12 protein-coding genes and 2 pseudogenes are annotated in these 14,219 nt (G+C 55.3%); 5 read left to right on the top strand and 9 right to left on the bottom strand.

Annotated elements, in window-relative coordinates; translation table 11 throughout:
- Positions 1-299: IS110 family transposase (locus NB311A_RS20280; protein ID WP_009797966.1), on the top strand; the 299-nt coding region annotated here is incomplete at its 5' end.
- Between the two features lie 254 nt (positions 300-553).
- Here the strand turns inward: NB311A_RS20280 and NB311A_RS07775 are convergent.
- The 7 genes and pseudogenes from NB311A_RS07775 to NB311A_RS07745 form a co-directional block, all read right to left on the bottom strand.
- Positions 554-835, bottom strand: a pseudogene (locus tag NB311A_RS07775) (transposase); the annotation flags it as partial.
- Between the two features lie 316 nt (positions 836-1,151).
- Complete coding sequence (locus NB311A_RS07770) at positions 1,152-1,481, bottom strand: hypothetical protein (RefSeq protein ID WP_245256962.1); 330 nt, start codon at positions 1,479-1,481, stop codon at positions 1,152-1,154.
- Positions 1,482-1,517: 36 nt separating this feature from the next.
- The gene (locus tag NB311A_RS07765) at positions 1,518-2,342 is read right to left on the bottom strand and encodes an IS5 family transposase (protein WP_116394730.1); all 825 of its coding nucleotides are present in this window, start codon (positions 2,340-2,342) and stop codon (positions 1,518-1,520) included.
- A gap of 321 nt (positions 2,343-2,663) precedes the next feature.
- Positions 2,664-2,942 (bottom strand): IS5/IS1182 family transposase, encoded by a 279-nt coding sequence (locus NB311A_RS23105; RefSeq protein ID WP_009797963.1) that lies wholly within the window; start codon positions 2,940-2,942, stop codon positions 2,664-2,666.
- Between the two features lie 29 nt (positions 2,943-2,971).
- Positions 2,972-3,418, bottom strand: a pseudogene (locus NB311A_RS23100) (transposase); the annotation flags it as partial.
- Between the two features lie 248 nt (positions 3,419-3,666).
- Entirely contained in the window at positions 3,667-3,870 is a 204-nt protein-coding gene (locus NB311A_RS22255; RefSeq protein WP_040674384.1) for a cold-shock protein, read from the bottom strand.
- 1,611 nt (positions 3,871-5,481) lie between these two features.
- Complete coding sequence (locus tag NB311A_RS07745) at positions 5,482-6,090, bottom strand: PEPxxWA-CTERM sorting domain-containing protein (protein WP_040674383.1); 609 nt, start codon at positions 6,088-6,090, stop codon at positions 5,482-5,484.
- A 370-nt stretch (positions 6,091-6,460) separates the two neighbouring features.
- Between NB311A_RS07745 and xth the strand changes: the two genes are divergently transcribed.
- From xth to NB311A_RS07725, 3 genes are all read left to right on the top strand, one after another.
- On the top strand, positions 6,461-7,234 hold the full coding sequence (gene xth / locus NB311A_RS07740; RefSeq protein ID WP_009797958.1) for an exodeoxyribonuclease III: 774 nt from the start codon (positions 6,461-6,463) through the stop codon (positions 7,232-7,234).
- 175 nt (positions 7,235-7,409) lie between these two features.
- The gene (locus tag NB311A_RS07735; protein ID WP_116394730.1) at positions 7,410-8,234 is read left to right on the top strand and encodes an IS5 family transposase; all 825 of its coding nucleotides are present in this window, start codon (positions 7,410-7,412) and stop codon (positions 8,232-8,234) included.
- 467 nt (positions 8,235-8,701) lie between these two features.
- The gene (locus NB311A_RS07725) at positions 8,702-9,370 is read left to right on the top strand and encodes a PEP-CTERM domain protein (RefSeq protein ID WP_009797956.1); all 669 of its coding nucleotides are present in this window, start codon (positions 8,702-8,704) and stop codon (positions 9,368-9,370) included.
- Between the two features lie 676 nt (positions 9,371-10,046).
- Here NB311A_RS07725 and NB311A_RS07720 read toward each other — a convergent pair.
- Positions 10,047-10,715, bottom strand: coding sequence for a PEP-CTERM domain protein (locus NB311A_RS07720; protein WP_009797955.1), 669 nt, complete (start codon positions 10,713-10,715; stop codon positions 10,047-10,049).
- 1,404 nt (positions 10,716-12,119) lie between these two features.
- Here NB311A_RS07720 and galE point away from each other — a divergent pair.
- Entirely contained in the window at positions 12,120-13,130 is a 1,011-nt protein-coding gene (galE, locus tag NB311A_RS07715) for a UDP-glucose 4-epimerase GalE (RefSeq protein WP_009797953.1), read from the top strand.
- 246 nt (positions 13,131-13,376) lie between these two features.
- On the opposite strand, the gene NB311A_RS07710 is transcribed toward galE, so the two are convergent.
- Positions 13,377-14,060, bottom strand: coding sequence for a carbohydrate binding domain-containing protein (locus tag NB311A_RS07710; RefSeq protein ID WP_009797952.1), 684 nt, complete (start codon positions 14,058-14,060; stop codon positions 13,377-13,379).
- Positions 14,061-14,219: the final 159 nt, after the last annotated feature.

Below are 14,219 nucleotides of genomic sequence, written 5' to 3'. Positions count from 1 at the left end.
AGTGCGTGGGTGCTCACTACGGACTTACGCCGCGCATTTATCAGTCCGGCGAGATCTCCAGGACGGGTCGCATCTCCCGGTCTGGGGATGTGATGCTTCGATCCAGTCTCTATGAAGCAGCTCTCGTCGTATTAACTGGTCCAGGTCGCTGGAACCCGCTCAAGGCCTGGGGCATTGCAGTGGCGCGCCGGCGCGGAATGCAAAAGGCGATGGTCGCAGTTGCACGCAAGCTCGCGGTCATACTTCACCGGATGTGGAGGGACGATACCGACTTCCGCTGGAGCGCAGCTACAACCTAGTCACAGAGGAAATCCACACCGATTCAACTTCCTCCATGCTGGAGGAGGCGTCCCGCGAGGACGACGGGATTGGGTGAGACCGAGGAAACTCGTGCGGCGCACTTACGACCGCGCGGCTTAGATGGCTCCGCCCTTTCCCTCTGATCCCATCATGAGGCTGCAAAATGCTGACCTCGGAGAGAAGCAGGAGCCTCGCAGGATGATCTCTGACATCGTGGACGTGCAAAAAGGAGCTTGCATCATGCACCCCGAATAGAGAAGAAGTTTCCCGAGGCAGCCTCTTTCAGGATTAGCTTCTCCAGCGTCAGGTCCGACACAGCCTTACGCAGCCGGTCGTTCTCTTTCTCGAGCTCTTTCAAGCGCTTTACCTGATCGCCCTTCAGGCCACCAAAATCCTTGCGCCACCGGTAATACGTGAACTGCGTCACGCCGATCGAACGAACCGCTTCGCCAACCGTTCTGCCTTGAGAAAGTAAAACATCAACCTGGCGCAGCTTCGCGACAATCTCTTCCGCCTTGTGCTTCTTCTGGGGCATTCCAACGTCCTCTCTAACGGCGAATAGCCTAAGTCAGGGAGGACCACTTTTCAGGGGGCAGACCAGAGCCGAGACGAAGCAGATGATGGACCACAATCGCCTGCTACCGCCGATCGGCAAACACGAAAGGATCCCAGGTGGGAAAAGCCGAAAGCTGGCGAGGGATAGTGATGAAAGGGCTCGCCGGGCATTGGGCTGCGGGCACAGGCGGATGGACATCTTTTGGGTTTAATTCGCGTCAAAGTGACGCTAAATTTAAGCGCTTTTGCAGCGTGGCCCACCGTTTTTTTGCAGGCAAAATTTGTGAGTTCACATGTTATTTCGTCAGAACAGAACGTCCATCGCGGCTTTTCAATTCGCTCGAACCGCTATTGGTCGCTGGCTTCTGATTGTCATCGCCGTCATCGCCATGGACACCCTGCTCGCGGTTGGCGCTTGGTTCGCTATCGGCTCCGTCATCGGAAATTAAATGGGCCGACGGATCAAAAATCTGAACGATCATGTAGGCCGCCTGGTTCAGCACAAGGCACGCGGTTATCGTAGCAATTCCACTTTCGGTGCCGAAATCGTTCCTACGTAGGATGGCGGCCGCGCCCAGAGCAATCAAAAATGCGATGGGCATGAGGACAAAGACTTTATAGCGCAAACCTGCAGCTGCACCTATTAGAGCCCGTTTGGAAAATCAGGGATGAGCGTTTCTGCGGATGAGGACGCCGCCCATGGCGACGTGGATCATGGCGGTTGAGACGTCGATGCGGCGCTCGTAGTCGCGAACGAGCCTGCGCCAACGGATCATCCAACCGAAAGTTCGTTCGACGACCCAGCGACGCGGTAGGACTTCGAAGCCCTTCTGACCGTCGCGGCGACGGATGATTTCGATCACGAACCGTAGATAGGTGGCCTTGTCCATCAACTGCAGCCGGTCGTAAGCGGCATCGGCGAAGAGATGTTTCACCCACGGCCAGCGTTTGCGGATCGTATTGAGGATCGCCTGCGCTCCGGCGCTGTCGGAGATATCGGCGGTCGTCAGATTGACCATCAACAGCCGCCCGTCGGTGTCGACCGCGATATGGCGCTTGCGCCCGACGATCTTCTTGCCGGCGTCATAGCCGCGCGTCTCGCCATGCGGCGCTTTGACCGACTGGCTGTCGATCACCGCAGCAGACGGGCTGGCTTCGCGACCTTGCCTTTCCCGGTCGAGCATGAGTTCGATGTCATGGATCGTTTGGAACAGGAAGCGCCGCGCCAGTTCGCGGAACCAGCCGTAGACCGTCCGCCAATGGCCGAAATGCACGGGCAGCATCCGCCAGCCGCAGCCCGAGCGCACCAGATACCGTACCGCGTTGATCACTTCGCGAAATTCGATCTCCCGCGGCCGCCCCCTGCGTCCGGGCTTCGGCATCAGCGGCGCGATCCGCTCCCATTCCTCGTCCGTCAGGTCAGACGGGTAGCGCTTGGTCTTCCGGGCGATCTTGGCCATTCGGCCTCGCTGCTTGCGTGTCCACATCCGAAGTGTGAATCATATTCGCAACGACACCGGAATCTCGGCCCAGCCCAATTTTCAAACAGGCTCTTAGTGCGCTAGTAAACAGTAAGACAGGAACGGTAATATCCATGCTTATTGCTGCAAGACCGTCATCGAATTTGCTCTCAATTATGGGCCTTAACTTCCCATCCAGCTCGTCGACAAAGACATTGTGACCTTAGTATCAGTCGAACAAGTACGCGATTCCGTACCTTGACCTATGTCGGGAACAGCTTTCGATTGCTGGGCATTAAACGGCTGGACTTGGCCTGCGCCCCCTGCGGGCTTTACTAGGGTCCGGACTCATAACCAGTAACTGACCAGCGCAGCGATGCAGACGGCTGCGAGGAAATTGATTGCGAGACGATCATATCTGGTGGCGATGCGGCGGAAGTCCTTCAGGCGACAGAACATACGCTCGACGGCATTGCGGCTTCGATAGAGGACGGGCGAGAAGCAGTTCTTCCAGTGTCGGTTCGCCTTGGGCGGGATGTTCGGCATCGCACCCTTTCCCTCGATCTGTCGGCGGATGGCATCGCTGTCATAACCCATATCGCCGTGCAGGATCGCAGAACGTGGCATCTGTCGAGCAGAACCGCTCCAGCGGTGCAATCGGCTATCTGACCCCGGTCAGCAAGAACGCGACGGGACGACACTCGGCGTCGGTCAGAGCATGGATCTTCGTGGTCCGCCCGCCGCGCGATCGGCCGATGGCCTGCTGATGTTCCCCCTTTGCCGCCAGATGCGCATCGATGCGCCTTTACGGCCGAGCTATCGATCAGGACCTGCGCAGGAGGTCCACCGGCCGTTGCGAGTGCGTGGAATATGTCTACCCATACGCCCTTCGCTGCCCAGCGGACGAAGCGATTGTAGAGTGTTTTGCGCGGACCATAGACCTCCGGCGCATCGATCCAGCGCCCACCGGACTTCAGAACCTGGATAATGCCGCTGATGACGCGCCGATCATCGACCCGCGGCTTGCCGCGCGTATCATTAGGCAGAAGCGGTTTGAGAACAGCAAACTGATCCTTCGTTAGCCAAAAGCAATCGCGACTCATCAAAGGCCTCCTGTCGGAGACCGTGAATCACGAACTCAGCGCCGAAGGAATCACTTTTATGGGTCCCAACCCTAATTATGCAACCGCGCACTACCAAATAGTAGTCGGCAGTACATGTCGCGAATACCCTTACCAGTCAGCATCCGCCCCGTGTCGGCCTCGCCGTCGTACACGTCCGGAATGCAAATGACCCGGAGCGTTGCCCGGGCCATTCAATGACAGCCACAGCGTACATCCGGCTCCGCTCGCTAACCGATCCGCAAGTTCTCCGCGCTTTCTTTGCCGCGGTTCATGACAACCTCGTAGGACACCTTGGCGCCCTCCGCTAGGCTGGTGAACCCGGCCTTCTCCACGGCGGAGATGTGCACAAACACGTCCTTCCCGCCGCTCTCAGGCTCGATGAACCCATAGCCCTTCTGCCCATTGAACCACTTTACAGTACCAATCGCCACTTGCCGCACTCCTGTTGAATGATCAACGGATATAGCGCTCACGTGACCTGTGGCAAGCCCGGCCTGGCTGCCGGCTCTGATGGGAACGAACGGACACGAACACACAATGATGCAAATGCTGGTGTGTGGTCCTAGGCTGAACATCCGTGTCAACGCGAAAGTGCTGATTCGGGAAGGCTTCCGGCGGGTCGCCCCCAGGACGGCGCGTCGGAAGCCTAGGCCGGACTTCCTTTCAAATCGGTTCGCCGGCCCATCATCACAGCGATTCAGCTCGCCTGCCCGGCGGGGTTTCGTTTCCGATGAATAGGATGCCGTCATAAGTGATCATCGGACATCCTTCGAATCTTCGGCGAGACCAAGCGTAATTAGCCTCTGAAAAATGTGAGGCGACACCGCGGCTACTTCTGCATCGATACTGAGTCGCGCGAGAGCCCAAAGCTCTCTCCGGGTAATTCTGTCGGGTAAAAACTGGCTCATCCCTGACGGAGTACTCAAAGTTACAACCCTCTCTGTTCACTTTGGTACACAGAAAACTTGGATCACGATCGTTTTTGATTGACTGCCCTATTTCTGATTCCTCGCCAATGCGACGCAAAGATGCCGGTTTGGTTCGAAGTCATCCACGGCTGGCCTTGCTGGATTTTCGCCGAGGTGGCCCCTGCGGGCAGAAGGTCAACGAACGCGCGATCACTTCGGACGTTTTCGCCGATTATCGTGACGCCGGCCGAGGAGCAACGATATTTAGATGTGTGCCCCATGGGAGGCAAAGGCGCTGCATTTGGTCCTGCGGACGGATCACGCCATCTCGCGGCGAGTGGTGAAAAAGACAACGCCCACTGCCCGTGAGCCTACATGAGGATTGCCACCTTCAACATCAACGACGCGATTGCCCACTCCTCCAGTGGTTGAAACATGTTCGTCGTCAGGTAATTCGAGACTGATCAGGCATTTCGAGAAGGGAGGCGCTGGCTCAATCAGGGGTTAGAGTTTAAGGGGCCTGCAGTCGGTGCTGCAAGCGACGGTTTGCGATCGCCTCGGCCCTGCCGAAGTAGACATCGGCTTGAGTCAGATTGTCGATGCTCTCATGATAGCGGACGTGATTGTAGGTTGGCATGACGATCAGGTGGACGCTCTCACCCAGGGGATCCCTTGGACACGTCAAAACTGGAGCCGAAGGATTACTGTCACGGCGGTCCGAGGACATTTCTGAATTACGGTTCGGCCGCTTGACAGGCCCCTGCTCTAACCCAACCTCATGTCAGCTTTCACGCTACGGCGCTTTTTGATTCGGATAAGCACGGGAGCTCGGGCCGCCTATTTCAACGGCAAGCTGCTTTCCGCTAGCGCATGGTCTTACGATGTTAATGGCGATCATTCGCTCCAAACCAAGGATATAGGCCGTCAGGATGACTGGCGTTTGCTGGCGGAAGGAGCCCATCGGCCAAACAAAAGACCGCCAGGAGGCGGTCTCTTATCGAGCGTCTAGAAGATTGGAAGTCAGGCCGTTCGGTAAATAGCTAGCGCTATTGTTGCGATCGCAAGTGCGAGCGTAATCGTCAAGCTAGACGAGGGGGGCAGGCAATTGATGCAGGTACCGATGATTTGCATGGATCATGCTGCTCGAAGTGCGATGTTCTTCCGCTGACGATAGGTCATCGCGCCAATGGCGAAAAAGCCCAAGATCATCATGGCCCAGGTGGACGGCTCGGGGACGGCCGCGATAGATGTGATTCCGTCAATACGTACCTGACGAACGTCATCGACGATTCCGCCGAAGGCTTCAAATCGAATTGAGGTAATTGACTGAAGGTCGTCCGAGTCCACCGTAAAGAAGTTCTGTCCGTTTCCGAGATTAAAAGTATTCGAGAATTCCGTATTATTTTGGTCATAGGCGTAAACCGTCACGCTGGTTGCCGGCCCACCATTTTGATTGGGAACGTTGATATTAAATACCCCAAGATCATATCCCAATGTCGGATCAGAAAGATGCCATTCAAGGTTATTCAACGAGCCATCAACTGCGCTGATGCGAGCTGCCCCACTAGCGGGTACGGTAAGCGCTTCGTTGCTGGTGAACGTTACCCGATCACCTAGGTTAGTGTCCGTGGAGAGGGACGTCGTGCCTTCCCCAAGCACGTTTTGGAAGAGAACGTTATTACCGGTGCCGGTGGCGCCTTGGCTGATAACGATGCTAGCCGAAGCCGGGACACTAAAAGCCATTACGGCCGCTGATATTGCTAAACCTCCTAGTATGCTCCGCTTTACCATAGGTTTAACCTTTCTTTTAATATATATTATAAGTTGTTTTTACCCTTTTCGCGCTCTTTTTTTAAATTTCATTTCTAATTAGAAGTAAAGTCAATAATAATTTCGGGCGACCTTCAAATTTTGATATTAAATGTGAGAACGCCGTCCACTGCACCGAGACTACCACCGATTTCACCTCGTCGCCCACCGCGAGCATTCTCCGACGACTCAAGATCAGAGTAGGGCGGTTGGGCCTGCTCAGCCGGTCTCGCAAGGCTTGCCAGATGGATAGCGTCAAACAGCGGAGACTTGGCAAAAAGAGAACGAGCCTTTGTGAGCCGGCATGAAGATCGCGACCTTCAACATCGACAACGTCAACACGCGGTTGCCCAACCTCCTCGAATGGTTGAAGCACAGCAAGCCCGATGTGGTTTGCCTTCAAGATTTAAAATGCGAGGAGCGCGACTTTCCTAGGGCTGCGCTCCGAGAGGCAGGCTATTCTGCCGTTTGGGAGAGCCAAAAGTCTTTGAACGGAGTCGCCATTTTATCGCGACGATCGCACCCGATTGTTACCCGCCGACGACTTCCGGGCGACCCCTCTGATCGTGAGGCCAGATATATCGAAGCAGCGGTTGGAGGCCTGCTGATCGCCTGTCTTTATCTTCCGAAAGGAAATCCTCAACCGGGACCGGAGTTCGATTACAAGATGAGTTGGTTATCGCGGTTGACGAAGCATGCGGCTCGGTTGCAAGGGCAAGACCACCCCGCCCTTTTGGTCGGAAACTACAACGTCGCGCCCACCGACCTCGACATGTGCTCTACAGAATCATGGACTAACGATGCGCGGGTTCAGCAGACGCAACGCAAAGCGTTCGCCTCGCTGCTCGCAAACGGATGGACGGACGCTCTCCGGGATGTTTACCGTCACGAACGAGTTTATACCTTCTGGACGTATGGGCGAGATCGCTATGAGAAAGATCATGCTTTCCGGCTTGACCACTTCTTGCTCAGTAAAGCGGTCGCTTCCCGTTTGATCAAAGCGGGCGTGGATGGCGACGGCAGAAGCGAAAAGAACGCCAGTGACCACGCGCCGGCTTGGATTAAGCTGCACTGTTAAGGCTTATCATTCGGATCATTACGCTGAGCCGGCCAACGGCATCGGGGGCCGGCATTTCGGTGACGGCTGCATTGAGTGCAGAACTGACGGTTCCATTTTTAACTTCTGAGAGCCTGTTTGAAAATTGGGCTGGGCCGAGATTCCGGTGTCGTTGCGAATATGATTCACACTTCGGATGTGGACACGCAAGCAGCGAGGCCGAATGGCCAAGATCGCCCGGAAGACCAAGCGCTACCCGTCTGACCTGACGGACGAGGAATGGGAGCGGATCGCGCCGCTGATGCCGAAGCCCGGACGCAGGGGGCGGCCGCGGGAGATCGAATTTCGCGAAGTGATCAACGCGGTACGGTATCTGGTGCGCTCGGGCTGCGGCTGGCGGATGCTGCCCGTGCATTTCGGCCATTGGCGGACGGTCTACGGCTGGTTCCGCGAACTGGCGCGGCGCTTCCTGTTCCAAACGATCCATGACATCGAACTCATGCTCGACCGGGAAAGGCAAGGTCGCGAAGCCAGCCCGTCTGCTGCGGTGATCGACAGCCAGTCGGTCAAAGCGCCGCATGGCGAGACGCGCGGCTATGACGCCGGCAAGAAGATCGTCGGGCGCAAGCGCCATATCGCGGTCGACACCGACGGGCGGCTGTTGATGGTCAATCTGACGACCGCCGATATCTCCGACAGCGCCGGAGCGCAGGCGATCCTCAATACGATCCGCAAACGCTGGCCGTGGGTGAAACATCTCTTCGCCGATGCCGCTTACGACCGGCTGCAGTTGATGGACAAGGCCACCTATCTACGGTTCGTGATCGAAATCATCCGTCGCCGCGACGGTCAGAAGGGCTTCGAAGTCCTACCGCGTCGCTGGGTCGTCGAACGAACTTTCGGTTGGATGATCCGTTGGCGCAGGCTCGTTCGCGACTACGAGCGCCGCATCGACGTCTCAACCGCCATGATCCACGTCGCCATGGGCGGCGTCCTCATCCGCAGAAACGCTCATCCCTGATTTTCCAAACGGGCTCTGAGGTCAGATAAAGCTTAATTCTAAGCCTTCATTGCGCATCGGCCTATTTCCGACTTTGGTAGTTCATACCGGACAACAGCCACGTCCGGCCCCGCGGGACGAGGTCGTTGGCGTATCCCAGTTCTGCCAGCGACCTTTATTCCGCCTTCGGATCGCGATCGATGAGCCGCAGGCCAAAAAAACCCAAGCTGGAGGATAGGCCGAAGCGGGTCTCCCCCGCCAAACTCCGCGACCTCTATGAGGAAGTCCTTCGGCTGCGCGAGCTTTTCGGAAAAAGGAGCAAGCCGTCCAAAAGGAAGGACCCGTCCTCGCCCTCCCCGAAGAAACGCAGCCAACGGACGATCAAAGCTGACAAAGGTTAATTGCCTCTAACGGGATCATTGACTCAGGTAGCAGACTGTTTTCTCAATTATAAGTTGTTATCCGATGATTCGATTTAGGGGCTTCAAATGGACGTTAAAACACTGGGACTGGCGACCTGCCTTGCCGTTTTTGCATGTGCTGACCAGGCTTCCGCAGCTGTGCTCTTCAACAACGACTTGGGCGGAGGGTATTCCGCGGGCCATAATCCCATAGCGCAGGACTACATTGTTGCGCAGGACTTCTTGCTCACGCAGAATTCCACCCTCGAGAGCTTTTTCTACAATGCGTTTACAGTACCCAATAGTACTTTGCCCGTTACGGCGGTGAACGTGTCAATTTATGGCGATAGCGGGGGCACTATCGGACCGCTTATCTACGGCGGCAGCTTTTCAGTAGCCTCTCAATCCATCACGGGCGGCAGTGGCCGGTATGACTTCACCGAATATGGGGTGAATCTGCCATCCTGGTCGTTGGCGGCAGGAAGTTATTTTGTCGGCCTGAATGTGGCGCCTCGGCAATGGGATATGCACTGGAGCATACCCGTCAATCCCACGCTTCCCGGTCTTAACTTTTCCAGCTCTGATGGTGGCGCCTCGTTCCAAAGTTATGCGTATAATCATGCCTTCCGGTTCGAGGGTATTAGCATTGCCGCCGTCCCCGAGACCTCTACCTGGGCTATGATGATCGTAGGCTTCGTGGGCCTGAGTTTCATGGCCTATCGGAGGAGGCGTCAGGCGACTCTCCGGCTGGCCTGATCCAAGCATATCCTCGGCACCTGCATTAATTGCCTGCCTTTCTCGGCTAGCTTTTCAATCACGCGCGTGCTTGGACCGCACCGTTAGCAATAGCAATTTATCGAACAGCCTGCTGATTAATGCCCTCAAACAATACAGAGATCGCCTCCGGACGATCTCTGCTATTGTCGCTCGATGGGTTTCCTGTTTGCAGCACAACCGCTTGAGTTGATGGGTGTCGGACGTAGAGGTTTCATCTCTCCCGAATGCCGACTAACCTCCACGCGACGCGGAGGCTGGCTCGAACAGTCGAGCATAGCTGCGAAAGTCAGCGGGAAAAAATGCGACAAAATCGATCGGCGCGCGAGTTGTGGTTTTGTAAAACGCCCGATAGCCTCACAGTTTTGGAGAACCGTTGGCAACGAGGCAGCGCATTGACCGACTGTTGGATTACGTCAGAGCTGGACCCGGGAGAACATAAATGAGTCCCGTCGGTGGGCACCGCTGAGCGGCCCTTTTCCTAGCTATGCACGACGTCTTGATGCGGACTTACGGAATCAGACCAGCCATTATCCTAGGCTTGAAGCTCGTTGTTAAGCAGCAAATCTAGCGAAGGTCGCCTTTCAGAACTGGCGACCGCCAGGAAAAAAGCGACCACCCGAAGGTGGCCGCTTTGATTGGCCTGGGGGATTGCATATCAGGCTAAAAGTTGTTTGACGGTTTTTTGCCGACGACACGCCATGAAGCCAAGGCCGCAGAAGCCCAAGATCAACATGATCCACGTGGAGGTTTCGGGAACGGCCGCTACCGACTGAAATCCAACGTTGAAGCCGTACCAGTTTTCAAACACCGGATTTGTCCAAGACAGCGAGGTGAATGTCCCCATAAACATAACGGTCCCGTTAGCTTCCATTCCGCTGACCGTGTTGCCGGTAACCGTGATCGGAACGCCGCCATACTCGGCATTCGGCCCCCCTGAAACAAAGGTCGGCGTCTGATTGAACACGAAAGATGCGTCGATGCCGGGCTGACCCAAGCTCCATATCGCAAAAACGGGGTTCACAACCGCCTGCGAAAACGTCAGGGTTTGCGTTGATGTGTTGCCGCCGAAGATCTTGAGAATGCCATTCGCTGCGACAGGCGCATTATCGACGAGTCCGCCGTCGGCAAACGTCGCAGACGGAGTGTAGCTGGGATAATTTGTTACTAGCTCGGCCGCTGGGCCGGAATACGTCACGGTGATCGGAGCCGCAGTCCCCGACGAGGTCGAGTCCCACGTCGTCCAAGTCACCACTGCAGCCGACGCCGCTGAGGCAGCGCTGGCGAGCATGAAAGCACTCAAAAGGGCAGAAAGAAGCTTTTTCATGTTTACCCCCAATATTTCCCGCTAAAGGGAATCGCCGCGCAAGAATCAGCGATAATATTCGATTGTAGAATCAGCCGACATCAAGCAATAGCGCCGACTGGATGAGATTTCAATCTGCGTCACAGGATGGGCAGGGAAAATCCCCCGCTCTATCGTCGCGGCAAATTATTTTGACTTCATTTCCAGCCCGGATCAAAGGGACGGCTCCGGCCAGCAGTCGTGATGCGGTTTGCTTCGACTTCCGTATCTCGGCGCCATCGCAAGGCCACCTAAAGTGCTGCGGTCGGAGCGATGGTGTCGGGTCGACCGCGGCAATGGATTGATGGTGTCGCCGCGCGGCCGGACAGCGAATTGCAGGCGATTACGGCTAAGCACGTCCTGTGTATTGTCGTCGACCGCGCCAGCATCGGAAGCGATCAGGCTGGTGTAGACCTGTGTCTAGTTCACGCAGATAAGGCATTGGCGTGCTTAAGTATGTAGTATGTCGCTACATAGATCGTCGCGGAAATGCGTATGGCTGAAGCGATCGTACGAAGCTACGTTGTGTCCGGCGAGGCCGGCCGGGCCGACGCAGTTCTAGCGTTGACCGTGCAAAAAGTAGCGAAGCCCTTGCGAGCGCAGCAATAAGATCTGTATCGGAGACGATTGGCTGATCGTGGGCCGCGCAATTGTTGAACATCAAGTGTGAAAAAGCACTCGTTATGGGAACATGATATGCGCACACTTCTACGTCGGCTGTATAATTTTTGGTTCGAAACACAGGATGACAAGGAACTTATGATCGGTTTTTTTCTGATCATCCTGATTGCAATCGGGACCGTCATCTTTAGTCGATACTCCAGTTGAGTTTGAGGTCATGGCATGCGGAGTCGCGCTCCGGACCTAATCCCATCGAATTTGAATCCCTGATGACAATTAATTCCAGCCGTTTCTCAGCGTTAATAGAGTGCGTGAGACACTGTAATCTCATGGATGGCTTCGCAATCCGAACTTGAGAGTGCTTCTGCAAACTACGCAGTAATTGTTTGCCCCCCTGAAATTCACCTGCCTGCGACGCGGTGCCGCCGCGTGATGATGTTCTAGGTCTCGAACATTTTCCTGAAAGGATCCGCGAGATGGTTTCGGACAGTTAAACCCCACGGCGGCCTTCCCAAGGTGCTCCTGAAGAGTGGCGGCGCTCGAGGACTGTCCGGAAGTGGATCGCAGCTGTCGAAGGCAGCCTTCGACGCCGGGCAATAACGGGATCGGCCATTACCGATCTTCGACGGATAATTTCGCGACGAATGTCTCAATTTTTGCCAGGATGAACGAAGCCCGGGTCGGGCGCCGACACAGTTATTTCAGCTGATACGTTCGCGCTCTCGATGAAAGTTGCTAAAGCAGCTGAGCTTGTGAGGTTTGCTAATGAATGGCGTTTTGGTGGTCGGAGGCGCGGGCTATATCGGCTCCCATACATGCCTCAACCTATCACAGAGAGGCTTCACGCCGATCGTTTATGACAATCTCGTAAATGGCCACCGCGAATTTGCAAAGTGGGGGCCGTTTGAATTTGGCGACGTGCGGGACCGAGAACGACTAGACCAGGTTTTATCCAGCTATAAACCTATCGCCATCGTTCATCTCGCGGGACTGATTGACGTCGGACTGTCTGTGAAGAAGCCTATTGATTTTTTTGACTCCAACCTAGCTGGTTCGACAACTCTTTTTGCTGCCGCAATGCAGGCAAGAATAGATAAGCTGGTTTTCTCTTCGACCTGCGCCACGTATGGCATCCCGCTGCAAGTCCCCATCCGTGAAGATCACCCTCAATCGCCGATTAATCCTTACGGCAAAAGCAAATTGATGGTCGAACAGATTCTAAAAGAGCTTCAGTTTCGCAACGACTTTCGATCGGTCATCTTACGATATTTCAATGCCGCAGGAGCTGACCCCCAGGGACGCATCGGCGAATGGCACACACCGGAAACGCATTTAATTCCACTTACGATCGCTTCGGTGCAATCAAACTCCGCTCTGAAGATATTTGGAACCGACTACCCTACGCGAGATGGCACCTGCATCCGAGATTTCATCCATGTATGTGATATCGCGGAGGCTCACGGTCGGGGCATAGATCACTTGATGGCGGGTGGAGAGAGTGTGGCGTTAAATTTGGGGACTGGGCGCGGCACGAGCGTCAGCGAAATCATCGAGGCCGTTCGGCGGATTTCCGGGAAGGAAATGAAGGTCGAACTTTGCCCAAGACGAGAAGGAGATCCTCCCGAGTTGGTCGCCGACAATGCCCTGGCCAAGGCGACCCTGGGCTGGCGTCCGACCTTTGACTTAGAGTCGATCATTGAATCGGCCTGGAACTGGCATCAGAAAATGGTTTCACGCCTCTCGCTGGGACCTGAGGCGCCGAATGAATTGACCTGACTGGATCCCAGTGCTGTTCGGCGGTATCCAGTGGTTCAACAGCGACGACCGACCTCCGAAGGTGGTCGCATCTGCAATAGACAGTTAAGTGGCCTCGAGACCCGTTGCGGTGCGACGGTGAGGAGTAAGTCTGCTGCCAAGCCCACGAGTCTGGCGGAGAGAGAGCCTATATTCCAAGCCAGCACCCTAGATCGTAAAAGGCCGCCCCGAGGGCGGCCTTTTCGCAAGATTGTCGACAGAGCGGCCCTAAGCGAAGCGAAACGCCCGTGCACTCTTACGACGGTAAGCGATGAATCCCATTCCGAAAAACCCTAAGATCATCATTGCCCACGTCGATGCTTCGGGAACGGCCGCAATGGTCACATTGTCAAGTACGACGTCGGCTGCAGCGACACCGAGGCCCGTAAATGAAAATGTGAGCAGACCCACCGGAGCAGCTCCTGTGGTAAAAGTGGCGGAATATGTTACCCAACCGGGCGGATTGAGGTCGGACTGGACCGACCCTAAGCTTCCGGGCAACAGAAATCCGTCTATACTGGCCTGAAAATTAGCATCGAATGGGTTGTTCAACCCATTTTGAGGAGCATACACCTGATAACTGAAAGTATATTGCTGATTTGCGGCCAATGACACCGTCTGATTAATGTTTTGACCGGTACCGTCGGCGGAGAAATAGGCGCCGTGTCCGCTCCCATCGGGACTTGGCACAGATTCTCCAAATGCGCCCGTCGGATACCCGCTGGCTTGATTGTAGGCAATCACCACCGGTGCAGTATTGGTGGACGGCGTATTAGAGCCGACGACTACGTTCCAACCCGAAAACCCTCCACCTTCGAAATCGCCATTGGATACGATGGCGGCGTTCGCTGCCTGAAGCGATATAAGTGCCGCGGAAATTGATACGCCAATTAAAATCGCCGCCTTTTTCATTAAATTACTCCATGCGCAATTGTTGCAAATTGCAGATAACTTTAACGACTCGCCGGAGTCAACGTCAGAAATTCACCTCGCGCTCAAAAATTTATAGGAACAATTCGAAAGATCCGAATTGTCCGATCGAAAACAACCATTCATTGAACAACCTACCCG

Origin of the sequence: Nitrobacter sp. Nb-311A (assembly GCF_000152905.1) — a bacterium.
Taxonomy (GTDB): domain Bacteria; phylum Pseudomonadota; class Alphaproteobacteria; order Rhizobiales; family Xanthobacteraceae; genus Nitrobacter.
The sequence above is the reverse complement of the archived record's forward strand: the minus strand, read 5'-3'. Positions and strand labels throughout refer to the sequence as shown.